This window comes from Streptomyces sp. NPDC090045, assembly GCF_044747975.1.
Taxonomy (GTDB): domain Bacteria; phylum Actinomycetota; class Actinomycetes; order Streptomycetales; family Streptomycetaceae; genus Streptomyces.
Window position 1 is genome coordinate 126,910 of record NZ_JBIVFA010000007.1, and the last position, 23,445, is coordinate 150,354.

The window sequence follows — 23,445 nt, forward strand, 5'->3', positions numbered from 1 at the left end:
GCGGGCGTCCGCGCGCTGCTCGCGGGGGCTCCCGAGGGCTACGGGCCCCGTCTCCCCGCCACTCGTTCGAGCGGTCCGCGAGGTGCCCGAGGGACCGCTGGGACGGGTGGTGTCGGTCCCTACGGCACCTAGTCCCGGCCGACTTGACGGAGCCCCGGCGGATGCCGATCCGAGGCTGGGTATGGCCCGTTCCACTACGTACGAGTAGTTAACCGAGCGCGCGGATTGGGCCGGGCGTGAGTGGGAAGGGCTCCCCGGGTACACGTCGTACACGCACGAGGCACTCGCCCACAAACCCTCTCCCCGCCACCCGAGTGAACGCGGACAGGAGCGGCCATGCCCGCAGCCCAGCCGTCTTCCGAGCGGCTAGAAACAGAGCGAACAGAGCGTGCACTACCAGTCGTGACACCGACTGGCCTGTTGTCACCGAGCCCTGCGAACTGCCCCCAGGTGATCCCATCATGATCGGTCGCATTCCCGTGCTGGACGTCCGCCCCGCCGTCGACTGCGGCGCCAGACCCGCCAAGGCGGTCGTGGACGAGGTCTTCGAGATCTCGGCCACCGTGTTCCGCGAGGGACACGATGCCGTTGCGGCGCACATCGTCCTGCGCGATCCGAGCGGGCGGCTGCGGCCCCCCGTACCGCTGCACGAGCTCGCCCCCGGCACCGACCGGTGGGGGGCCCGCGTCTCCGCCGAGGCCGAGGGGAGGTGGACGTACACGGTCGAGGCGTGGAGCGACCCGGTGGCCACGTGGCGGGCCCATGCCGCGATCAAGATCCCGGCGGGCATCGACACCGGGCTGATGCTGCTGGAGGGCGCCGAGCTCTACGAGCGGGCCGGGGCCCGGATTCCCAAGCGCGACGGCCGCGAGGCCGTGCTGGCCGCCGCCGAGACCATGCGCGACGAGGACCGGCCGGCCGCCGAGCGGTACGCCGCCGCCCTCGACCCCGCCGTGGACGCGGCGCTCTCCAAGCGCCCGTACCGGGAGCTCGTCACCGCCTCCAAGCCGCTGCCGCTCCTCGTCGAGCGCAAGCGGGCCCTGTTCGGCTCCTGGTACGAGATGTTCCCGCGCTCCGAGGGAGCGGTGCTGGAGCCCGGCGGGGCTCCGGTCAGCGGGACCTTCCGGACCGCCGCGGAGCGGCTGCCCGCGATCTCCGCGATGGGCTTCGACGTGGTCTACCTGCCGCCCATCCACCCGATCGGCAGCACCTACCGCAAGGGCCCGAACAACACCCTGTCCGCGGGGAGTTGGGATCCGGGCGTGCCCTGGGCCATCGGATCGACCGAGGGCGGGCACGACGCGGTCCACCCGGAGCTCGGCACGATCGAGGACTTCGACGCGTTCGTCGCGCGCGCCCGCGAGCTGGGCATGGAGATCGCGCTGGACTTCGCCCTCCAGTGCTCCCCCGACCACCCGTGGGTGGAGAAGCACCCGGAGTGGTTCCGCCACCGCGCCGACGGGACGATCGCCTACGCCGAGAACCCGCCGAAGAAGTACCAGGACATCTACCCGATCCACTTCGACACCGACATGGCCGGCATCGTCAAGGAGACGTGCCGGATCCTGCGGTACTGGATGGAGCACGGCGTCCGCATCTTCCGGGTCGACAATCCGCACACCAAGCCGGTCGTCTTCTGGCAGAAGGTGATCGCGGACATCAACAAGTCCGATCCCGACGTGATCTTCCTGGCGGAGGCCTTCACCCGTCCCGCCATGATGCGCGCGCTCGCCGCGGTCGGCTTCCAGCAGTCGTACACGTACTTCACCTGGCGCAACACCAAGGCCGAGCTGACCGAGTACCTGACCGAGCTGTCCGGGACCACCTCGGCCTCCGTGATGCGGCCGAACTTCTTCGTGAACACCCCGGACATCCTCCACGAGTACCTGCAGGAGGGCGGCCGTCCCGCCTTCGAGGTACGGGCGGTCCTCGCGGCCACCCTCTCGCCCGCCTGGGGGGTGTACGCCGGATACGAGCTCTGCGAGAACACCCCGGTGCGCCAGGGCAGCGAGGAGTACCTGGACTCGGAGAAGTACGAGTTCCGGCCCCGCGACTGGGAGGCCGCCGATCGCGACGGCGCCACCATCGCCCCGCTCATCACGGCCCTGAACCGGCTGCGCCGCCGCAACCCCGCGCTCCAGCAGCTGCGCGACATCCACTTCCACTCGACCGACAACGAACAGGTGATCGCCTATTCGAAGCACGCCGGAGGCAACTCCGTACTGGTGGTCGTCAACCTCGATCCGCACCACACCCAGGAGGCGACGGTGTCGTTGGACATGCCGGTACTCGGCCTCGACTGGCACGGGTCCCTCGCGGTGCGCGACGAGCTCACCGGCGAGACCTATCACTGGGGCAGGGCGAACTACGTGCGCCTAGAGCCGGGCCGCACGCCCGCGCACGTACTGGCCGCTCTGCGACCGTCCCCGCCCACCGGAGGGTCACCCACCACATGATGATCAACGATCCCGTCCACGACACCTTCGAGGACACCCCCGCCAAGGACCGCGATCCCGACTGGTTCAAGCGGGCGGTCTTCTACGAGGTCCTCGTCCGCTCCTTCCACGACAGCAACGGCGACGGCGTCGGGGACCTGAAGGGGCTCACCGCCAAACTGGACTACCTCCAGTGGCTCGGCGTCGACTGCCTCTGGCTGCCGCCGTTCTTCGCCTCGCCCCTGCGCGACGGGGGCTACGACGTCTCCGACTACACCTCCGTGCTGCCGGAGTTCGGCGACCTCGCCGACTTCGTGGAGTTCGTGGACGCGGCGCACACCCGCGGCATGCGGGTGATCATCGACTTCGTCATGAACCACACCAGCGATCAGCACGAGTGGTTCCAGCAGTCGCGCAAGGACCCGGACGGCCCGTACGGCGACTACTACATGTGGGCCGACAACGACAAGCAGTACCAGGACGCCCGCATCATCTTCGTCGACACCGAGACCTCCAACTGGACGTACGACCCGGTACGCAAGCAGTACTACTGGCACAGATTCTTCTCCCACCAGCCGGACCTCAACTACGAGAACCCGGCCGTGGTGGAGGAGATCGTCTCCGCCCTGCGCTTCTGGCTCGACCTCGGCATCGACGGCTTCCGCCTCGACGCCGTGCCCTACCTGTACGCCGAGGAGGGCACCAACTGCGAGAACCTGCCCCGCACCCACCAGCTCCTCAAGCGGGTCCGGGCCGAGATCGACGCGCACTACCCGGACACCGTGCTGCTCGCCGAGGCCAACCAGTGGCCCGAGGACGTCGTCGACTACTTCGGGGACTTCACCAAGGGCGGGGACGAGTGCCACATGGCGTTCCACTTCCCCGTCATGCCGCGCATCTTCATGGCCGTGCGAAGAGAGTCCCGCTACCCGGTCTCCGAGATCCTGGCCAAGACCCCGGCCATCCCGAACAACTGCCAGTGGGGCATCTTCCTGCGCAACCACGACGAGCTCACGCTCGAAATGGTCACGGACGAAGAGCGCGACTACATGTACGCCGAGTACGCCAAGGACCCGCGGATGCGGGCCAACATCGGCATCCGGCGCCGGCTCGCCCCCCTCCTGGACAACGACCGCAAGCAGATGGAGCTGTTCACGGCCCTGCTGCTGTCGCTGCCCGGTTCGCCGGTGCTCTACTACGGCGACGAGATCGGCATGGGCGACAACATCTGGCTGGGCGACCGCGACGGCGTCCGCACGCCGATGCAGTGGACCCCGGACCGCAACGCCGGTTTCTCCTCGTGCGATCCGGGCAGGCTGAACCTGCCGGTCATCATGGATCCCGTCTACGGGTACCGGGTCACCAACGTCGAGGCCGCGATGTCCTCGCCCTCCTCGCTGCTGCACTGGACCCGTCGGCTGATCGAGGTCCGCAAGGCGAACCCGGCCTTCGGACTCGGCTCGTACACCGAACTGCCGTCGTCGAACCCGGCGGTGCTCGCGTTCCTGCGTGAGCACGGGGACGACCTGGTGCTGTGCGTGCACAACTTCTCGCGCTTCGCGCAGCCCACCGAGCTGGATCTTCGGTCGTTCAACGGACGGGTCCCGGTGGAGCTCACGGGCGACGTGCGCTTCCCGCCGATCGGTGAGTGGCCGTACCTGCTGACCCTGGCGGGCCACGGCTTCTACTGGTTCCGGCTGCGGACCGAACAGCGCGGCAAGCAACGCGGCGGGCTACGCAACGGGTAACGGGACCGGCAAAGGGGCGGGCAGCTCGAATGGGTCAATCGCCCGCCCCTGTACGGACCATCCTGACCCGACACTCGCACATGCCGGAGAAGCAACTGCCGCGCATCCGGGACACTCTGCGCATTCTGTGACGGCCCGGGGAAAGGACGCGACGCCATGTCGGAGGCTGCATCCGCCCGGAGCCGGCTGACGGCCGACCGGGCCGCCGGGATCACCCCGCTGGAACCGATGCTGAGGGCCTGGCTGCCCGCACAGCGCTGGTTCGCGGGCAAGGGCCGCACCATCAGCAGGCTCAGGACCGTCTCGGCGGCCGAGCTGCTGCCGCCGGGTTCCACCCCCGGACTGCTGCACCTGCTCCTCGACGTCGACGGGGACTGCTACCAACTGCTGCTGGGCATCCGCCCGTCGCTGCCGCCCGCGCTCGCGCCCACCCTGATCGGCCACGCCGAGGACGGTCCGTACGCCGGCCGGGCGGTCTACGAGGCGCTGGGCGACCCGCGGCTCGCGGCCATGCTGCTGGAGCGGCTGCGCTCCCCCGGGGCGCTCGGCCCGCTGCGCTTCGACCGGGACCCGGCCACGCCGATCCCGGCGGGGCTCGTGCCCCGGCCGCTCTCCGGGGAGCAGACCAACTCTTCGCTGATCTACGGAGATTCGTTCATCCTGAAGGTGTTCCGCCGGGTCGGCCCCGGGGTCAACCCTGACCTGGAGCTGCCCCGGGCGCTGGCCGCGGCCGGCTGCGCCCGCGTCCCGGCGCCCGTCGCCTGGTACGAGGCCGAGCCGCCCGGGAGCGAGCCGCTGACCCTGGGCGTGCTCCAGCCGTACCTGCGCGGCTCCGACGACGGCTGGCAGCTCGCGCTGCGCCGGCTCGGCGCCGGGGCCGACTTCACCGCCGAGGCGCACGCGCTCGGCCGGGCCACCGCCGAGGTGCACAGCGCGCTCGCCTCCGCGCTGCCCACCGTCGCGCTCGGCCCCGAGCAGACCGCACGGCTGGCCGCCGGGATGACCGCCAGGCTGGCCGCGACCGCCCGGGAGGTGCCCGCCCTGCGGCCCTACGAGGCGGGGCTGCGGGGGGCCTTCGACGCGCTGGCCGCCTCCCGGGGAGCGGGGGTGCCCGCCCAGCGGATCCACGGGGACCTCCATCTGGGTCAGACCCTGCGCACCCTCGACGGCAGCTGGTCGTTGATCGATTTCGAGGGCGAGCCGGCCCGGCCGCTGGCCGACCGGCGCCGTCCCGAACCGGCGGTGCGCGACATCGCCGGGATACTGCGCTCCTTCGACTACGCCGCACGCTCGCACCGGCCGTTCGCCCCCGCCTGGGCGGACGACTGCCGGGCCGCCTTCTGCGAGGGCTACGCCCGCACCACCGGCCGGGACCCCCGCGAGGACCCCGTACTGCTGCGGGCGTACGAGACCGACAAGGCGGTGTACGAGGCCCGTTACGAGTCCCGGCACCGCCCCGACTGGCTGCACGTCCCGATGGCCGCGATCCGGCGGCTCTCGGAACCCTCGCGACCCGCGCACCGCGTGCCGCCGACCCCGCCCGCCCCCGGTTCCATCTCCCCGCACCCCCGCCCGAAGCCCCCGAGGAGGCCGCTCGCGTGAGCGCCGCACGACAGCCGTCACCGACCGTCCGCGACGAAGCCGTACCCGCCCCGGCGGCGGCGAAGAAGGCCCGCGCCCCCCGGGCCCGCCGCGCCGCCGCCCCTCCGCGCGGGGTCCGGCCGGCTCCCGCACTCGGCGGTGACGAACGGGCCCGGCTGCTGGAGGGCCGCCACCACGATCCGCACGGGGTGCTGGGCGCCCGTGCCACGCGGGGCGGGGTGGCCTTCCGCGTGCTGCGCCCCTACGCCAAGGCGGTCACCATCGTCGCCAAGGGGCTGCGGGCCGAGCTCTTCGACGAGGGCGACGGGCTGTTCTCCGGGCTGCTGCCGCTGACCGGCGTGCCGGAGTACCGGCTGCTGGTCGCGTACGACAGCGACGAGATCGAGATCCACGACCCGTACCGGTTCCTGCCCGCCCTCGGCGAGCTGGACCTGCACCTGATCGGCGAGGGCCGCCACGAGCAGCTGTGGACGGCGCTCGGTGCCCATCCGATGGAGCACCAGGGCGTGGCCGGGACCCGGTTCACCGTGTGGGCGCCGAACGCGCAGGGGGTCCGGGTCGCCGGGGACTTCTCGTACTGGGACTCCGTCGCCTACCCGATGCGCTCGCTCGGCGCGAGCGGCGTGTGGGAGCTCTTCCTGCCCGGCGTGGGCGCCGGTGCGCTCTACAAGTACGACATCACGCGCCCGGACGGCAGTCACACCCTGCGCGCCGACCCGATGGCCCGGTCCGCGGAGGTCCCGCCCGCGAACGCCTCGGTGGTCACCGCCTCCGCCCACGTGTGGCAGGACGCGGAGTGGATGGCGCGGCGCGGCGAAAGGCCCCCGCACCAGGCCCCCTTCTCGGTGTACGAGCTGCACCTGGCGTCCTGGCGGCCCGGGCTCTCGTACCGGCAGCTCGCCGAGCAGCTCCCCGCGTACGTCAAGGAGCTGGGCTTCACGCACGTGGAGATGATGCCGGTCGCCGAGCACCCCTTCGGCGGCTCCTGGGGCTACCAGGTCACCGGCTTCTACGCGCCGACCTCGCGGATGGGCACCCCGGACGACTTCCGCTTCCTCGTGGACGCGCTGCACCGGGCCGGGATCGGGGTGATCGTCGACTGGGTGCCCGCGCACTTCCCGCGCGACGACTGGGCCCTCGCCGAGTTCGACGGGCGGGCACTGTACGAGCACCAGGACCCGCGCCGGGCCGCGCACCCGGACTGGGGGACGCTGGAGTTCGACTACGGCCGCAAGGAGGTCCGCAACTTCCTCGTCGCCAACGCCGTGTACTGGTGCGAGGAGTTCCACGTGGACGGGCTGCGCGTGGACGCGGTGGCCTCGATGCTCTACCTCGACTACTCGCGCTCCGAGGGCGAGTGGGCTCCCAACGAGCACGGCGGGCGGGAGAACCTGGACGCGGTGGCGCTGCTCCAGGAGATGAACGCGACCGTGTACCGGCGCTGCCCGGGGGTGGTGACGATCGCGGAGGAGTCCACGGCCTGGAACGGCGTGACGCGCCCGACGGACTCCGGTGGGCTCGGCTTCGGCCTGAAGTGGAACATGGGCTGGATGCACGACACCCTGCGCTACATGTCGAAGGAGCCGGTGCACCGCAAGTACCACCACAACGACATGACCTTCGGGATGATCTACGCCTTCAGCGAGAACTACGTGCTGCCGATCTCGCACGACGAGGTGGTGCACGGCAAGGGCTCGCTGGTGTCCAAGATGCCCGGAGAGGACTGGTGGCAGAAGCGGGCCGCCCACCGGGCCTACCTGGGCTTCATGTGGGCCCATCCTGGCAAGCAACTGCTGTTCATGGGACAGGAGTTCGCCCAGGGCTCGGAGTGGTCGGAGATGTACGGGCCGGACTGGTGGCTGCTGGACGACTCCTACGCGGCGGCCGGCGACCACCGGGGCGTACGGACCCTGGTGCGCGACCTGAACCGCACGTACACCGCGGCGCCCGCCCTGTGGGAGCGGGACACCGTGCCGGAGGGCTTCGCCTGGGTGGAGGCGGACGCCGCGGACGACAACGTGTTCGCCTTCCTGCGGTACGCGCAGGACGGCTCGCAGCTCCTGGCGGTGTCGAACTTCTCGCCCGTGGTCCGGCACGGCTACCGGATCGGCGTGCCGGAGGAGGTGCCGCTGTGGCGGGAGGTCCTCAACACCGACCTCCAAGTCTACGGCGGCAGCGGCGTCCACCACACCCGGCCGCTGCGGGCGGAGCCGGTGCCGGCGCAGGGCCGCCCGGCCAGCCTGCGCATGACCCTCCCGCCCCTGGCGACGGTCTGGTTCAGGCCCTAGCGGCGGCCGCCAGCCCCTCCTCCACTTCCTGGAGGAGCCGGCGCTTGGCCCGGGCTCCGACGATCTGCCGCACGGGCTCGCCGTCGCGGAAGAGGAGCAGTGTCGGCAGGGACAGCACCCCGTACCGCGTGACGGCGGCGGGGTTGCTGTCCGCGCCGATCTGCACGACCTTGCGCCGGTAGACGGCCGGCGAGGCCGGACAGGCGCCCCCGGCCGGGTGGCCGGCCCGCAGGCAGTCCACGAAGGGCCGGGTCTCCTCCAGCTCGAAGCCGAAGTCCTGGAGCACGCGGATCTGGCTGAGCAGCCGCAGGTCGTTACGCCGACGTCAAGGCAAAGGACGGAGGGGAAATGGAATAGGTGTCCTGTTCATCTTGTGCGGAGGGTGTGACGGCTCTTGCGCCGACGGGCATTGGCTGGAACCGTACTCACAGCAAAGGATCTTCTGGCTCACCGATTACCGGACAGTCGCCCGGAAACCCGGCGAATGCCCTTATCTCCATAGGACTTTCCTACGAGGTATGGGCTTGTTTGTTTGGTCTGTAGGCGCCGTTGCCCAGCCACTTCTACGGTGTGCGGTGTGCACTCCAGCCCACCTTTCAATGCCCCCGCCGCGCGTCGTCTGCGCGCGGCCCTGGGCATGGCTCCCGGACATGTCGCCTACGGCCTGCGCGCCCAGTACGGACTCGTCGTCGCGCCCGAGACAGTGATGGCCTGGGAGCGTGGCGAGATATCACCCTCTTCGGTCGAGCTCACCGCGCTCGCGGGCGTCCTGTGGTGTGCGCCCGGGGAGCTGCTCGCCGAGCCGGTCACCCTGCGGGAGCACCGGATGGCCCGGGGGCTCGCCGCCGACGAGCTGGCCCGGCGGATCGGGCTGGAGACGAACTCGTACCAGAAGATGGAGGACACCGGGCGCTGGAAGGGCAACGAACGGCAGTCCGCCGCCCTCGCCACGGTGCTCGGTCTGACGCTGGCGCAGTTCGTGACGGCCACCGGCAAGCAGGAGGAGCTGGCCGACCTGCTGCGCAGTGCGGTGACCACGCGCTGGCAGGCGTACGTGAAGCCGCTGGGCAAGCTGCTGCCGATCCCCAAGTCCAACCTGGAATGGGTACTGGAGCAGCTGCACGGCGACTACCAGTCGCGGATGGTGGCGACGCTGAGCTGGGGCGGCGGCCAGGGCGAGGCCGGCAGCGGGGACGCCGGCCGGGAGTTCCTGGTCGAGATCGTGGACCGGTTCTGGCAGCTCGCGGGCGGTACGGCGTAGGACGCGTCCGGGCTGCCGCAGCGCCTCCTACGGCAGCGGGGCGTGGACCACGGTGGCCGCGACGGCGGCGGCCGCCAGGTCGTTCCTGAGCCGGTCGGCGGTCGTCCGGTCGCCCACCAGGACGGTCGGCGGGGCCGGGCACGAGGCGATCGCGGTCTTCAGGTGGCCCAGCGAGGCCTGGTACTCCGCCTCCTCGACCGTCGCGGGTCCGCCGACCTTGACGTGGAAGACCTCGTACAGCCCGACCATGTTGCCCGCCTGGTGGGTGAGGATCTGGGCGAGGAAGGTCGACCTCAGGTTGAGGTAGGCGTCGTTGCCGTACAGGGCGATCACCGGAGAGGTGACCCCCTGCAGGTCGCGCCCGGTGAGGGCGGCGGCCGGCGGGCCGATGTCGGTGCTCCTGGCCTCGCCCCGGGCCCACTTGAGCATGGAGCTCTCGTACCAGGCCGAGGGGTGGCCCCAGCCGGAGGGCACGCCCCACTGGACGCCGCCGAACAGCGCCAGCGCCGCGGCCGCCGCGAGGCCGGAGCGCAGCAGCAGGTCCACCCGGCGGCGCAGCGCGGTGCCCGCCGTCCCGCCGGCGGCCGGGAGCATCAGCCCGATCAGGCCGAGGGAGAGCAGGGCGATCACGAGCCCGGAGGCGGTCAGCTTCTCGAAGTAGTACGAGTAGTAGCCGATGGTGTGCTTCTGCCAGGCGCCGAAGACGCCGATCACCACGGACGCGCCGAGGACGAGGGCCAGCACCATCCGTCCGGTGCCGGTCCGGCGGTTCACCGGGAGGGTGGCCGCGACCAGGGCCAGCAGTCCGAGCCCGATGAACACCGGGCGGTCGGGGATGACCATCGGGCCGGCCAGGTTCGAGGTCTTGGCGACGTCCAGCTTCGTGAGGACGGAGAAGACGCTGGGCAGTCCCGCCACGAGGGTGGCGGCGGCCAGGGCCGCGAGGACCGGGAGCCAGCGGCCGGCGAACCGGCGCCGGTGCACGAGCAGCACCGCGGCCAGGGCGATGCCGACGAGGGCGCCGTAGAGGTTGTAGACGTAGGTGACGGCGATCAGTCCGGCCGCCGCGACGAGGACGAACTCGGTCCGGCCCGTCGCGGGCCGCACCAGCAGGGCCAGGGCGACGGCCAGGAACAGCAGGCCGATGGTCTCGGAGTCGAAGCCCCGTTCGATCAGCTGCGCCATCGATCCGGACATCATCAGCGCGGCGACCGTGGCGCAGACCGCGGCCGCGCGCCAGCCGCGCAGGCGCGGGCCGCCGATCCAGCGGGCGGCCCAGACCAGCGCCCCGCAGAACAGCGCGTAGGCGGCCAGGACGTAGAGGAAGTACCGGTTCGTCATGGCGAGGGCGGAGCCCGCCTGGGCCGAGGACGTCACCAGGGCGTCGGTCCAGGCCAGCAGGAAGTGGGAGCCCTGCGGGTAGACCGCTTCGGAGGGGGTCATCATGTACGTCCGGGCGGCGTCCTGGTGGAGGAAGGCGTAGCCGCCGACCTGCCGGATCCCGGTGAAGTACGAGAAGTGCCCCATCCGGTCCTCGGACGTGACGAAGTGGGCCAGCCGGTCGGCGGCCGACTTCCCGGCCACCGGGTGGTGGACGTAGTGCCAGACCACGGCCACGGTGCCGGCGATCAGCGCGTCCGTGCCGCGCAGCCGCAGCGGGATGCGGGGCCGGCGGCGGGCCAGCCAGCCGGCGAGGGAGGCGATGGTCAGCAGCAGGCCGGCCCCGGGCACGGGGGCCAGGCCCCACGGCCAGACGGAGAAGAGCAGGCCGAAGCCCATCACGGCGCCGCAGAGCAGGAAGGCCGCGACCACGAGGCGGTCGAGCAGTCCGCCGCCCACCCGGATCAGGGCGGCGATCGTCAGGACCAGGACGGGGAGGAGCAGCACGTCGAGGGCGACCGCGTGGAGCAGCAGCGGCACCGCCCAGGACGCGGCGAGGGCCGCGGCGAGGACGAACGGGCTGCGCCGTGCGGCGGGGCCGGCGCCCCCGGGTCCCGGTCGGTTCTCGACCGGTTCGGAGGTCAGGACGGCAGAACTGGTCGCCACGGGAGTGGGGCACCTTTCCATCGAGTGCGTGCGAGCGGAGGACGGGCCCGGACACGCAGGCCCGATCCGTCCACACGACTCGGCCGACCTATCCCCCGGCCGGAATCCTATCCAGCGGGGTCCGGGGCGCGGAGCGGCCCCGGAGCACACGTCTCCGGGGCCGTCCGGCGGGAAAGCGGGGCCGAAGGTCCCGGCCCGGCAGGGGCGCGGGTCCCGGCCGGGCGGGTCAGAAGACGGACTCCGCCTCGTACATGCGGTCCTCGGGGACCGTCTTCAGCTCCGTGGTCGCGGAGGCGAGCGGGGCCATCACGATGTCGGTGCCGCGCAGGGCGGTCATGTTGCCGAAGTCGCCGCGGTGGACGGCCTCGACGGCGTGCCAGCCGAAGCGGGTGGCCAGGACGCGGTCGTACGCGGTGGGTACGCCGCCGCGCTGGACGTGGCCGAGGATGACCGGGCGGGCCTCCTTGCCGAGGCGGTGCTCCAGCTCGATCGCGAGGCGGTTGCCGATGCCGGCGAAGCGCTCGTGACCGTACTGGTCGATCGCGCCCTTCTCGTACGGCATGGAGCCCTCGGCCGGGTGCGCGCCCTCGGCGACGCAGACGACGGCGAACTTCTTACCGCGGGCGAATCGTTCCTCCACCATCTTCACCAGGGCGTCCACCTCGAAGGGGCGCTCCGGCAGGCAGATGCCGTGGGCGCCGCCGGCCATGCCGGACTCCAGGGCGATCCAGCCCGCGTGGCGGCCCATCACCTCGACGACCATCACGCGCTGGTGCGATTCGGCGGTGGTCTTGAGGCGGTCGATGGCCTCGGTGGCGACCATGACGGCGGTGTCGAAGCCGAAGGTGCGGTCGGTGGAGGAGATGTCGTTGTCGATGGTCTTCGGCACGCCGACGACCGGCATCCCGGCGTCCGACAGCATCCGGGCGGCGGTCAGGGTGCCTTCGCCGCCGATCGGGATGAGGGCGTCGATGCCGTAGCGCGTCGCCAGCTCCTGGGCGTTCTCGGCGGCCTCGTGCAGGCGGGCGCGCTCCATGCGCGCCGAACCGAGGATCGTGCCGCCGCGGGCGAGAATGCCGCTGACGGCATTGATGTCGAGGGGGCGGAAGTGGCCGTCGAGAAGGCCCTTGAAGCCGTCCTCGAAACCGATGACCTCATCCCCGTGCCCGACCAGGGCGCGGTGTACGACCGACCGGATGACAGCGTTGAGGCCCGGACAGTCGCCGCCTGCGGTGAGAACTCCGATACGCATCGTGCTGTGTCTCCTGCCGTACATATGAAGGGCGTAATGGTGAAGCCTGTCCGATTGTTCCACGGGCCCGGGGTGCCGCGCGTCTTGTGCCGGTCCCCCCTCCGGGCCTTTCGGCCCCCCTGGCCAGGCCCTTTCCCAGGGGGCGCCCTATCTATTGGCAGAGGTATTGTCAAGGGGTCAAGCCAGACCAAACAGACATCCACAGCATGGGACGGAGTGCGGGCGTGACGCGCAGCGTGTACGTGACCGGTATCGAGCGGGGGGACGGCCGCCAGGTCGTCGAGCTGGGGATCATGGAGCTCCTGACCCGGCAGACGGGCCGGGTCGGCGTCTACCGTCCGTTGCTCCATGACGGACCCGACCGCCTCTTCGAGCTCCTGAAGGCCCGCTACCGGATCGACCAGGACTCCGCGACCGCCTACGGGATGGAGTACCAGGAGGCCTCGGCGATCCTGGCCGAGAAGGGCACCGACGAACTCGTCTCCCGGCTGGTGGACCGCTACCACCGGGTGGCCCGCGACTACGAGGTCATGCTCGTCCTCGGCACCGACTACGCGGAGACCAACCTCCCGGACGAGCTGGCGCTCAACGCCCGCCTCGCCAACGAGCTGGGCGCGGTCGTCGTCCCCGTCGTCGGCGGCACCAAGCACCACGCCGAGGCGGTGCGCGCGGAGGCCCGCAACGCCTACCGCGCCTACGAGACCCTGGGCTGCCACGTCGTCGCGATGGTCGTCAACCGGGTGGCCGCGGAGGACCGCGACCTCATAGCCGAGCGGCTGGCCGCCCGGCTCCCCGTGCCCTGCTACGTGCTGCCGGACGACAAGTCGCTCTCCGCACCGACCGTCGCCCAGATCACCCGGGCGCTCGGCGGCGAGGTGCTCCTCGGCGACGAGGCCGGGCTGGCCCGCGACGCCCTGGACTTCGTCTTCGGCGGCGCCATGCTGCCGAACTTCCTGAACGCCCTGACCCCCGGCTGCCTGGTGGTCACCCCCGGAGACCGCTCCGACCTGGTCATCGGCGCACTGGCCGCGCACACCTCGGGCACCCCGCCGATCGCCGGCGTGCTGCTCACCCTGAACGAGCGCCCGGGCCAGGACATCCTGACGCTCGCCTCGAAGCTGGCCCCGGGCACGCCCGTGGTGTCGGTGGCCGGCAACAGCTTCCCGACCGCCGCCGAACTCTTCTCGCTGCAGAGCCGGCTGAACTCCGCGACCCCGCGCAAGCTGGAGACCGCGCTCGGCGTCTTCGAGCGGCACGTGAACACCGGCGAGCTCCGCGACCTGCTCTCGGTGGCCCGCTCGGAGCGGGTCACCCCGATGATGTTCGAGCACGAGCTGCTGGAGCGGGCCCGCTCCGACCGCCGCCGCGTCGTCCTGCCCGAGGGCACCGAGGAGCGCGTGCTGCGCGCCGCGGACGTGGTGCTGCGCCGGGGCGTCTGCGACCTCACCCTGCTCGGGGACGAGCAGGCGATCCTGAAGAAGGCCGGCGACCTCGGCGTCGACATCTCGGGCGCGCAGCTGATCGACCCGGCGACCTCTCCACTGCGGGAAGGTTTCTCCGAGTACTACGCCAAGGTCCGGGCTCACAAGGGCATGACCATCGAGCTCGCCAACGACGTGGTCACCGACGTCAATTACTTCGGCACGCTGATGGTCCAGCGGGGCCTGGCCGACGGCATGGTCTCCGGCTCGGTGCACTCCACCGCGGCGACCATCCGCCCGGCCTTCGAGATCATCAAGACCAAGCCGGAAGCGTCCATCGTCTCCTCGGTCTTCTTCATGTGCCTGGCCGACCGGGTCCTCGTCTACGGGGACTGCGCCGTCAACCCGGACCCGAACGCCGAGCAGCTCGCCGACATCGCCGTCCAGTCGGCCGCCACCGCCGCCGCCTTCGGCGTCGAGCCGCGGATCGCGATGCTCTCGTACTCGACCGGCACCTCCGGCTCCGGGGCGGACGTGGACAAGGTCCGCAAGGCCACCGAGCTCGTCCGCGAGCAGCGTCCCGACCTGCAGATCGAGGGCCCGATCCAGTACGACGCGGCCGTGGAGCCCTCGGTCGCCGCGACCAAGCTGCCCGGGTCCGAGGTGGCCGGCCGCGCGACGGTGCTGATCTTCCCGGACCTCAACACGGGCAACAACACGTACAAGGCCGTGCAGCGTTCGGCGGGCGCGGTGGCGGTCGGCCCGGTGCTCCAGGGCCTGCGCAAGCCGGTCAACGACCTCTCGCGCGGCGCGCTCGTCCAGGACATCGTCACCACCGTGGCCATCACCGCGATCCAGGCGCAGGGCGCGCCGTCGCCCTCGGCCACCGCCTGATCCCCTCCCCCACCGCCCGAGACAAGGAAAGACCCTCATCGTGACCGCATCGCGCGTACTCGTCCTCAACTCCGGCTCCTCGTCGGTCAAGTACCAGCTCCTCGACATGGCGGACCGGTCCCGGCTCGCGGTCGGTCTGGTGGAGCGGATCGGGGAGGAAACCTCGCGGCTGGTGCACGAGCCGCTGGCCGGCCCGGCCGCCGCCGGCGGCAAGCGCGAGCAGCTCGGCCCGATCGCGGACCACGAGGCCGCGCTGAAGGTTGTGGCCGCGGAGCTCGCCGCCGACGGGACGGGCCTGGACTCCCCCGAACTGGCGGCGGTGGGGCACCGGGTGGTGCACGGCGGGACGAAGTTCACCCGGCCGACCGTGATCGACGACGAGGTGCTGGCGGAGATCCGGAACCTGATCCCGCTGGCTCCGCTGCACAACCCGGCGAACGTGACGGGCATCGAGGTGGCGCGCTCGCTGCGCGCGGACATCCCGCAGGTGGCCGTCTTCGACACCGCCTTCCACTCGACGATGCCGGAGTACGTGGCGCGGTACGCGATCGACGCCGCGACGGCCGACGCGTACTCCATCCGGCGGTACGGCTTCCACGGCACCTCCCACGCCTACGTCTCCCGGGCGACGGCCGCCCTGCTCGGCAGGCCGGTGGAGGACGTGAACGTGATCGTGCTGCACCTGGGCAACGGCGCCTCCGCCTCGGCGGTGCGGGGCGGGGTGTGCGTGGAGACGTCCATGGGCCTGACCCCGCTGGAGGGACTGGTCATGGGGACCCGTTCGGGCGATCTCGATCCGGCGGTCGTCTTCCACCTGGCGCGGGTGGGGGGCCTCTCGGTGGATGAGATCGATTCGCTCCTGAACAAGAAGAGCGGTCTGCTGGGCATGTGCGGCGACAACGACATGCGCGAGGTGCTCCGGCGGGCGGGCGAGGGCGACGAGACGGCGCGCCTGGCCTTCGACGCGTACGTCCACCGGCTGAAGAAGTACATCGGCGCCTACTCGGCGGTTCTCGGGCGGGTGGACGCGGTGGCGTTCACGGCCGGGGTCGGCGAGAACGCCCACCAGGTCCGCGAGGCCGCGCTGGACGGCCTGGCCGAGCTGGGGCTGGCGCTGGACCTCGAAGCCAACGCGGCGCGTTCCCCGCGGCCGCGGCTGGTTTCGGCGGAGTATGCCCGGGTGGCCGTGGCGGTGGTCCCGACGGATGAGGAACTGGAGATCGCCACCCAGGCGTATGCGCTGGTTACCCACTAGTCACTTGGACTTTCCACCAGACGGAATATTCCGCTACGAAACAAACCGATAGGATCCAGTCATGCGCCGTTCCAAAATCGTCTGCACGCTGGGCCCCGCCGTCGACTCGTATGAGCAGCTGAAAGCGCTCATCGAGGCAGGTATGAACGTGGCCCGATTCAACTTCAGCCACGGATCCCAGGCAGAACACCAGGAGCGGTACGACCGCGTCCGGCAGGTCTCCGAGGACACCGGGCGTGCCGTCGGCGTCCTCGCCGACCTCCAGGGCCCGAAGATCCGTCTGGAGACCTTCGCCGAGGGTCCCGTCGAGCTGGTGCGCGGTGACGAGTTCACCATCACCACCGAGGACGTCCCGGGCGACAAGTCCATCTGCGGCACCACCTACAAGGGTCTCCCGGGCGACGTCGCCAAGGGTGACCAGGTCCTGATCAACGACGGCAACGTCGAGCTCCGCGTGACCGAGGTCGAGGGCCCCCGGGTCAAGACCATCGTCATCGAGGGCGGTGTCATCTCGGACCACAAGGGCATCAACCTGCCGGGTGCCGCCGTGAACGTCCCCGCCCTGTCGGAGAAGGACGTCGACGACCTCCGCTTCGCCCTGCGGATGGGCTGCGACATGGTCGCCCTGTCCTTCGTCCGCGACGCCAACGACGTCAAGGACGTCCACAAGGTCATGGACGAGGAGGGCCGCCGGGTCCCCGTCATCGCCAAGGTGGAGAAGCCGCAGGCCGTCGAGAACATGGAGGCCGTGGTCGCCGCGTTCGACGCGGTCATGGTGGCCCGTGGCGACCTGGCCGTCGAGTACCCGCTCGAGAAGGTCCCGATGGTCCAGAAGCGGCTCATCGAGATGTGCCGCCGCAACGCCAAGCCGGTGATCGTCGCGACCCAGATGATGGAGTCGATGATCACCAACTCCCGCCCGACCCGCGCGGAGGCCTCCGACGTCGCCAACGCGATCCTCGACGGCGCGGACGCGGTCATGCTGTCCGCCGAGTCCTCGGTGGGCGCCTACCCCATCGAGACCGTCAAGACGATGTCGAAGATCGTCACGGCGGCCGAGGAGGAGCTCCTCTCCAAGGGCCTCCAGCCGCTGGTCCCGGGCAAGAAGCCCCGTACCCAGGGCGGCTCCGTCGCCCGCGCGGCCTGCGAGATCGCGGAGTTCCTCGACGGCAAGGCGCTCATCGCCTTCACCCAGTCCGGGGACACCGCCCGCCGCCTGTCGCGCTACCGCTCCACGCAGCCGATCCTGGCCTTCACCACGGACGTCAACACCCGCAACCAGCTCTCGCTGAGCTGGGGCGTCGAGTCGTACGTCGTCCCGCACGTGAACAACACCGACGCGATGGTCGACCTGGTGGACGGCGAGCTGCTCAAGCTCGGCCGCTACAACGAGGGCGACACCGTCATCATCACCGCCGGCTCGCCCCCCGGCGTCCCGGGCACGACCAACATGGTCCGGGTCCACCACCTGGGCGGCGGCGACCGCGACTGACGTCGCCGCACCGCCTGAAGTGAACTCTGCCGCACAGAGACCGAGGGCGGCACCGCGGATCCGATCGGGATCCGGGGTGCCGCCCTCGGTGTGTTCCGGGTGACGCCGTTCCGGGTGACGCCGTTCCAGGTGACCGCTGCCGTACGGGACTACTCCGGCGGGCCGATGTAGTTCTTCAGGCCGGGCACGGTCAGGGTGCCGCCGAACTGGCCGGCCTGGACGACCTTGACGTTCGTGAAGAACGCGAAGGGGACGTTCAGGGGCGGCGGGCTGTTCGGGGTGAACTCGATCGGGATCAGTCCGAACAGGTTCCCCTTGAGGCTCTCGGTGTACATCGTCACCGTGCCGCCGCGGATCTTGGACGTGGAGCCCGGACGCGACTTCAGGTGGGCGACGTTCCCGTTCTTGCCGACCGTCTGGTACAGGTCCTTGATGTCCAGCGAGTCCGCGGTGAACTTCAGGACCTTCTTGATCTTGCCGCTGCCGGTCTTGACCTCGACGATGCCGTGGTAGTCCAGCCCGTAGAGGGTCAGCAGCGAGCTGTCGAGGTACCAGGGCTCGTCGGGCAGGAGCGGGATGCCCTGCTCCAGCTCGGCGTCGGCCAGCGCCTTGGCGTCGTAGGTCGGGCAGGGGAAGGGTTGCTTCCCGTCCGGGTCCTTCGACTCCTCGGACTTGGCCTCGTCCTTGTCCTCGTCCTTGTCCTTGTCCTTGTTCTCGCGCTCGCCCGCCTTGCCCGTCTCGTCCTTCGGGTTCTTCGCGGTGTCCTTGACCTCTTCGGACAGCTCCGAGACGTCGACGCCCGCCTGCTTCGCCGCGTCGCGGATCGCGTCCGCGGCCGGGTCCGGAGTCGGCTTGGCGGTCGTGGACGGCGTCGGGGTGGGTGTCGGGGTCGTCTTCGGCAGGCCGTCCTTGAGGGGCCGGCCGAGCTCGTCGACGAGGTCCTTGAGCGCGTCACCGACGCCCAGCGGGTCCAGCGGGTTCGTGCTCTTGGTCGGCGTCGGGGTGGCGGCCGGGGCCGTCTCCTGCTTCGCCGGGGGCGCGGGCGTGGTCGCCGACGGCGAGGGGCTCGTCTTCGGCTTGGGCTTCGCCGCCGCCGAGGCGGACGGAGAGGGCGTCGCACCGGGCGAGGTGCTCGGCGAAGGCGTCGTCGACGGCGTCGGGGACGGCGACTTCTCGGTCTCCGCGGGTTCGTCGGACCGCGTGACGCACGGCCCGGGCGCGAAGGGGATCTCCTTGTCGTCGGCCACGGCCAGTTTCGGCGCCATGCCCATCCCGACGAACACGGCCGTCGGCATCGCCGCGAGCGCCATCGTCTTGCCGACGGGTATCTGGATCTTGTTCAGCAGCGACTTCCTGGGCGCCGCGTGGCGCGGCCCCTTGGTCTCACGGGACCCTGCGCCTGGGGCCACGCCCCGCTGCGTCTCGTCACCCCGCACTGTTCCTCCCGCCATCGGCGTGGGCAGTCGTCTCGCTCGCGTGTTCCGGCATTTCCGTTTCGCGCTGTCCCGGCAGGCCCTGGGGGCCCGCCATCGCCTCCGCCTTGCCCATGTCCAGCGCACCCTGGCGCTGGTCGGCCGGCTCCTCGTCCGCCGGCTGCCCGGGGACCCAGGCCAGCGCGAGCGCGCCGCCGATCAGGGCGGGTACGAAGCCCAGCCCGAAGCCGCCGAGGTTGGACACCGGAAGCGAGACCAGGGCCAGCAGGATCGAGGCGACGCCGGCGAAGACCCGGATGGCCTGCTGGAACCAGAGAGCCAGGCCCAGCGTGATCAGCAGGACACCGATGATCAGCGCCCCGGCACCGCCGGTGGTGGCCATCGCGAGGCTGAGGTTGCCGAGCCGGAGGTCCGCGTACGGGAAGTACGCGATGGGGAAGCCGCTGACGAACGTGAACAGACCGGCCCAGAAGGGACGGCGCCCGCGCCAGGCGTGGAAGTGGTACCACGCCACGGTGAGCCAGGCGTCGTCTTCAGCGCGAACGTAAACGGGGGCCTGGGGGTTCATGGACAACAGCTCCCTGGAAACGGTGGTACGGAAAACTCTGTGGAGCCCGGACGGGCGGGCGGCGACGTGCGCCGCCGACCGCCCCTCCGGTCACTCGCCTGGACGGATCAGTTCGCGTCCTGGTAGCACGGCTGGTCGCCGCCGAGCAGGCGCAGCTTCAGGTCGGGAAGCTTGAAGGTTCCCGCCGTCGTCGCCCACGCCTTCTGGCGCACGTTCGTCAGAATCGCCTTGTCGGCGCGCTGCGAGAACGCGTACGGGCTGGCAACCGTGCCGGCCTGCGGCTTCGTCTTGTGGCTCGGGTCACCGACCGCGACACCGATGTCCAGGTTCTTGAACTCGGCGTCGGTGTCGAGCTCGGCAACATCCAGGTAGATGTTGTCGGCGACGGCCGGCTTGCCCTTGTGGCCGGTGCGCAGCTGCAGCGTGATGTTGCCCAGCGGCGTCGGGGTCACCAGTGACTGGCACATGTTGGTGATCTCGGCGTGGCTGAACCCGGAGATGGTGACCGGGTGGTGCTGCGCGTTGCCCTTGAGGTCGTGCCCCTCGGCGATACCGCCGTACTGAATGAGGTTGTCACCGTCAAGCTTGTCGGCCGAGACCTTGAAGTCCTGGCCGGAGACGCTGAAGGACGCCGCGAGGGCACCCTGCGCCAGACCCACACCGACCGCGGCCGTGGCCGCGATGCTCGGCACCATGACGAGCGCGAAGCGCTTCCATCTGGTCCCGCCACGAACCTGAGAACTCATTTCGTTCCTCCTTCTCGGACGTACATCTCCGGTCCGGGCCGTGCCCGTCCTGGGATGGGAGAAGTGCTACGTCCTCGGGAAGGAGCGCAGGCGGCCGGGCCGCGGCTGTGCCACGTCCGAAACACCGGCGATCACCCCCGAGCGACAACCACTGGGCCACGCGTTCGCGCAACCTGGAGGACAGGCCCCGCCGGTGTGGCAGAGACCCCCCTGTCCCACGGCCGGTGCCACTGCCACAGGCCGGCTCGGTGGGGACCCTTCACCGCGGCTCCGAGTGAGCGGCTCTGCGGGAAGGACCGAGCGTCGCCGATCGTGGTCCATTCCCGGCCGGGGCACAAGGGGGTTCGTTACTGGCGGGTAACGGCCAGATAACCTGAGGACGACCTGTCGCGGTCGGGTGGCAACACAGGGTGTTACCCAGGGCCACGACAGAACGGGGGAATGGTGAACACACCGGACAGTTCACGGGGTTCGATTTACTGCGAGTAACAGCGGCCGCGATTACCAAGTTTTGGTAAAGCGCGGCCGCTGTTTATCTACGTGTCAACAAATCGTCGGCCGCCCGGAGCGGGCCGGGGCGGGCCTAGAAGAGCACCCGCGCGAGCGCCGTACGCGCCGCGGACACCCGCGGGTCGTCCGCGCCGATGACCTCGAACAGCTCCAGCAGCCGCAGCCGCACGGCGTCCCGGTCCTCACCGAACGTGACGCGCACGGTGTCCACCAGACGGCCGAAGGCGTCCTCCACGTGACCGCCGACCAGGTCGAGGTCGGCCGCGGCGATCTGCGCCGCCGGGTCCTTCGGGTTCTCGGCCGCCGCGGAGCGCACCGCCTGCGGGTTCATGTGCTGGACCCGGGCGAGCAGCTCGGCCTGGGCCAGGCCCAGCTTGGCCTCGGTGTTGGCCGGGTCGTCCGCGAGCACGTTCTTGTACGCCTGCACCGCGCCGCCCAGGTCACCGGCGTCGAGCGCGACGACGGCCGCCTCCAGCAGCGCGTCGTGCGGGCCGGCCGGGGTCTCGGCCTCGGCCGCGGCGGCCGGAGCGGCACCTTCCGCGTTCGGGTCCACCTCGATGCCGATGATCCCGAAGCGCTCCTCGGCGACCTGCACCAGCTGGGCCAGGGTCTCGCGGATCTGCTGCTCGGGGGCCACGCCCTGGAAGAGCGGCAGCACCTGGCCGGCGACCACGGCGAAGACGGCCGGGATGCCCTGGATCTGGAACTGCTGCATCAGCATCTGGTTGGCGTCGACGTCGACCTTGGCCAGCACGAGCCGGCCGTTCGCCTCGACGGTCAGGCGCTCCAGCAGCGGGCTGAGCTGCTTGCACGGCTGGCACCACTCGGCCCAGAAGTCCAGGACGACCGGAACCTCGGCGGAGAGCTGGAGCACATCGCGTTCAAAGCCGGCCTCGTCTACGTCGATGACGAGCGCGGACGGCGGCACCGCACCGGCGGACGGGCCCGCGCCGCCACCCTGGCCGGCCTGGCGTGCCGCTTCGGCGCGGGCCTGCTCGGCCTTGGCCTTGGCCTCGCCGGCCGCCTTCACCGCGGCGAGGTCGACGACGCCGCTCATGGACATGTTTCTGGGCTGCATGCGTACATCCTCCCCCGTGTGCGCGCGCCGACGAAAAAGATCGCGTGAATTGGCCGTACCGGCCGTCTGTCGCGATCGTGGTGCTGGTCGTCCTGCTGGTCTCGTTGCCTTGCGGCGCCGGGTCCCCACCTGGCGCCTGTAGCCCTTCGCGTGGTTGTCGCTCTTACGCTACGAGCCGTAGCGTAACTCTCCCGGAGGCCGTCCGGGTCCTTTGGTGCCCCGTGATCTGAACCACAGCCGCCGCCTCGGCTACCGACGGGTATGGTCTCGGCCATGCGCAACCCCAGCCCCGGCCGCACCGGTCGTCCCCGCAGTGCGGCCGCGGACGCCGCCATCCTCGCCGCGACCCGGGACGCGCTGGTCGAGCTGGGCTGGTCGAAGCTGACGATGGGTGACGTCTCGGCCCGCGCGGGGGTCGCCAAGACCACCCTCTACCGGCGCTGGGCGGGCAAGAACGAGCTGGTCGTCGACGCGGTGGCGGAGCTCTTCGACGCGCTCGAACTCCCCGACCGGGGGTCCCTCGAAGCCGACATCGAGAACGTGGTCCTGCAGTTCGCGGCGCTGCTGCGGCGCCCGGAGGCCCGTACGGCCCTGATGGCGGTCGTCGCCGAGTCCACCCGGGACGAGGCCCTGCGCGACCGGATCCGGTCCGCGATCGTGGACCGGCAGAAACGTCTCGTCGTACTGGGCCGCGAACGGGCCCAGGCCCGCGGCGAACTCCCGTACGAGGAGGACGAGTCCCTCGCGGGCCGCACCACGGACCTGATCTTCGACGTGATCGCCGGCACGGTGGTGCACCGCGCCCTGGTGAGCTCCGAGCCCGTGGACGAGCTCTGGGTGGCCACCTTCACGGCCCTCCTGATGCACGGCCTCCAGGGCCCGGCCGCGGTCTGAGGCCCAGACCGGCCGTCTCTTCCGGATCTTGCCGGCCCGGCCTGGCGCCGACGGGCCACCGGGCCGCTCATGTCCCCGGCCCGGGTGCCGGCCGGGGCTTCCCGGGCCAGTTCACCCGGATCTGCCGACCGCGGTCCTCGGGCGGCTCCCCCAGGCCGGCGGCGGCGAGCGCCGCCTGCCCCGCGTACCGGCCGGCGAGGTGGTAGCCCCAGTCGCGGGAGTCGACCTCGTGGAAGCCCCCGTCGGTGAGGACCACGACGGCCGCCACTCCGCCCAGCCCCTCCCGGATCCCCTCCCACACGGCGGGCAGGAACTCGTGCGGGAGCCGGTGGTCGGGCACGGTGTGCCGGAACTCCGGCTCGCCGCCGGGGCCGGGCGGCTCGAAGTCGGCGACGATGTACGCGTACGGGCCGCAGCCGGTCTGCATCACCACACGGGCGCTGACACCGGGCACGGAAACGGGAAGGCCGGTCATGGCGCCACCGTACGGGGCGCCACGACCGGCCGTCTCACACAGGCGGG

Annotated in this window: 17 protein-coding genes; 9 read left to right on the forward strand and 8 right to left on the reverse strand. The window is 71.1% G+C overall.

Annotated features, from left to right (window positions below; translation table 11 throughout):
- Positions 1-461: 461 nt before the first annotated feature.
- The 4 genes from ACIPYQ_RS20270 (at position 462) to glgB (ending at position 8,073) form a co-directional block, all read left to right on the forward strand.
- The gene (locus ACIPYQ_RS20270; protein ID WP_401252930.1) at positions 462-2,456 is read left to right on the forward strand and encodes a maltotransferase domain-containing protein; all 1,995 of its coding nucleotides are present in this window, start codon (positions 462-464) and stop codon (positions 2,454-2,456) included.
- Positions 2,453-4,183, forward strand: a complete 1,731-nt coding sequence (treS, locus tag ACIPYQ_RS20275) for a maltose alpha-D-glucosyltransferase (RefSeq protein WP_361755019.1) — start codon at positions 2,453-2,455, stop codon at positions 4,181-4,183. The genes ACIPYQ_RS20270 and treS overlap by 4 nt, the downstream gene beginning before the upstream one ends.
- 156 nt (positions 4,184-4,339) lie before the next feature.
- Positions 4,340-5,785 (forward strand): maltokinase N-terminal cap-like domain-containing protein, encoded by a 1,446-nt coding sequence (locus ACIPYQ_RS20280; RefSeq protein ID WP_361755016.1) that lies wholly within the window; start codon positions 4,340-4,342, stop codon positions 5,783-5,785.
- Positions 5,782-8,073, forward strand: a complete 2,292-nt coding sequence (gene glgB, locus ACIPYQ_RS20285; RefSeq protein ID WP_401252934.1) for a 1,4-alpha-glucan branching enzyme — start codon at positions 5,782-5,784, stop codon at positions 8,071-8,073. The genes ACIPYQ_RS20280 and glgB overlap by 4 nt, the downstream gene beginning before the upstream one ends.
- On the opposite strand, the gene ACIPYQ_RS20290 is transcribed toward glgB, so the two are convergent.
- Positions 8,063-8,383: a thioredoxin domain-containing protein gene (locus ACIPYQ_RS20290; RefSeq protein ID WP_401253414.1), complete on the reverse strand. Its 321-nt coding sequence runs from the start codon at positions 8,381-8,383 to the stop codon at positions 8,063-8,065. The two genes, glgB and ACIPYQ_RS20290, sit on opposite strands and share 11 nt — an antisense overlap.
- Before the next feature lie 267 nt (positions 8,384-8,650).
- On the opposite strand from ACIPYQ_RS20290, the gene ACIPYQ_RS20295 reads away from it, so the two are divergent.
- On the forward strand, positions 8,651-9,334 hold the full coding sequence (locus tag ACIPYQ_RS20295) for a helix-turn-helix transcriptional regulator (RefSeq protein WP_361755007.1): 684 nt from the start codon (positions 8,651-8,653) through the stop codon (positions 9,332-9,334).
- A 27-nt stretch (positions 9,335-9,361) separates the two neighbouring features.
- On the opposite strand, the gene ACIPYQ_RS20300 is transcribed toward ACIPYQ_RS20295, so the two are convergent.
- Positions 9,362-11,380 (reverse strand): hypothetical protein, encoded by a 2,019-nt coding sequence (locus ACIPYQ_RS20300; RefSeq protein ID WP_401252937.1) that lies wholly within the window; start codon positions 11,378-11,380, stop codon positions 9,362-9,364.
- A gap of 226 nt (positions 11,381-11,606) precedes the next feature.
- The gene (locus ACIPYQ_RS20305) at positions 11,607-12,632 is read right to left on the reverse strand and encodes an ATP-dependent 6-phosphofructokinase (protein WP_361755001.1); all 1,026 of its coding nucleotides are present in this window, start codon (positions 12,630-12,632) and stop codon (positions 11,607-11,609) included.
- A 224-nt stretch (positions 12,633-12,856) separates the two neighbouring features.
- Between ACIPYQ_RS20305 and pta the strand changes: the two genes are divergently transcribed.
- The 3 genes from pta to pyk all read left to right on the forward strand — a co-directional run bounded on the left by pta (position 12,857) and on the right by pyk (position 17,694).
- Positions 12,857-14,947 carry a phosphate acetyltransferase gene (pta, locus tag ACIPYQ_RS20310; RefSeq protein ID WP_401252940.1) on the forward strand — a complete coding sequence of 697 codons (2,091 nt, stop codon included), beginning with the start codon at positions 12,857-12,859 and terminating at the stop codon, positions 14,945-14,947.
- Positions 14,948-14,987: 40 nt separating this feature from the next.
- Positions 14,988-16,202, forward strand: a complete 1,215-nt coding sequence (locus tag ACIPYQ_RS20315; protein ID WP_401252943.1) for an acetate kinase — start codon at positions 14,988-14,990, stop codon at positions 16,200-16,202.
- Between the two features lie 61 nt (positions 16,203-16,263).
- Positions 16,264-17,694 (forward strand): pyruvate kinase, encoded by a 1,431-nt coding sequence (pyk, locus tag ACIPYQ_RS20320; RefSeq protein WP_361754993.1) that lies wholly within the window; start codon positions 16,264-16,266, stop codon positions 17,692-17,694.
- A gap of 149 nt (positions 17,695-17,843) precedes the next feature.
- Here the strand turns inward: pyk and ACIPYQ_RS20325 are convergent, their stop codons facing one another.
- From ACIPYQ_RS20325 to ACIPYQ_RS20340, 4 genes are all read right to left on the reverse strand, one after another.
- Complete coding sequence (locus ACIPYQ_RS20325; RefSeq protein ID WP_401252946.1) at positions 17,844-19,130, reverse strand: hypothetical protein; 1,287 nt, start codon at positions 19,128-19,130, stop codon at positions 17,844-17,846.
- Positions 19,120-19,695, reverse strand: a complete 576-nt coding sequence (locus ACIPYQ_RS20330) for a DUF6114 domain-containing protein (RefSeq protein WP_401252948.1) — start codon at positions 19,693-19,695, stop codon at positions 19,120-19,122. Before ACIPYQ_RS20330 ends, ACIPYQ_RS20325 begins: the two co-directional genes overlap by 11 nt.
- 107 nt (positions 19,696-19,802) lie before the next feature.
- Positions 19,803-20,441 carry a DUF6230 family protein gene (locus ACIPYQ_RS20335; RefSeq protein WP_361754984.1) on the reverse strand — a complete coding sequence of 213 codons (639 nt, stop codon included), beginning with the start codon at positions 20,439-20,441 and terminating at the stop codon, positions 19,803-19,805.
- Between the two features lie 583 nt (positions 20,442-21,024).
- Positions 21,025-22,029: a tetratricopeptide repeat protein gene (locus ACIPYQ_RS20340; protein WP_362241921.1), complete on the reverse strand. Its 1,005-nt coding sequence runs from the start codon at positions 22,027-22,029 to the stop codon at positions 21,025-21,027.
- A 273-nt stretch (positions 22,030-22,302) separates the two neighbouring features.
- Between ACIPYQ_RS20340 and ACIPYQ_RS20345 the strand changes: the two genes are divergently transcribed.
- Positions 22,303-22,923: a TetR/AcrR family transcriptional regulator gene (locus tag ACIPYQ_RS20345; protein WP_401252951.1), complete on the forward strand. Its 621-nt coding sequence runs from the start codon at positions 22,303-22,305 to the stop codon at positions 22,921-22,923.
- 67 nt (positions 22,924-22,990) lie between these two features.
- Here the strand turns inward: ACIPYQ_RS20345 and ACIPYQ_RS20350 are convergent, their stop codons facing one another.
- Positions 22,991-23,398, reverse strand: coding sequence for a hypothetical protein (locus tag ACIPYQ_RS20350; RefSeq protein WP_401252953.1), 408 nt, complete (start codon positions 23,396-23,398; stop codon positions 22,991-22,993).
- Between the last annotated feature and the right edge of the window lie 47 nt (positions 23,399-23,445).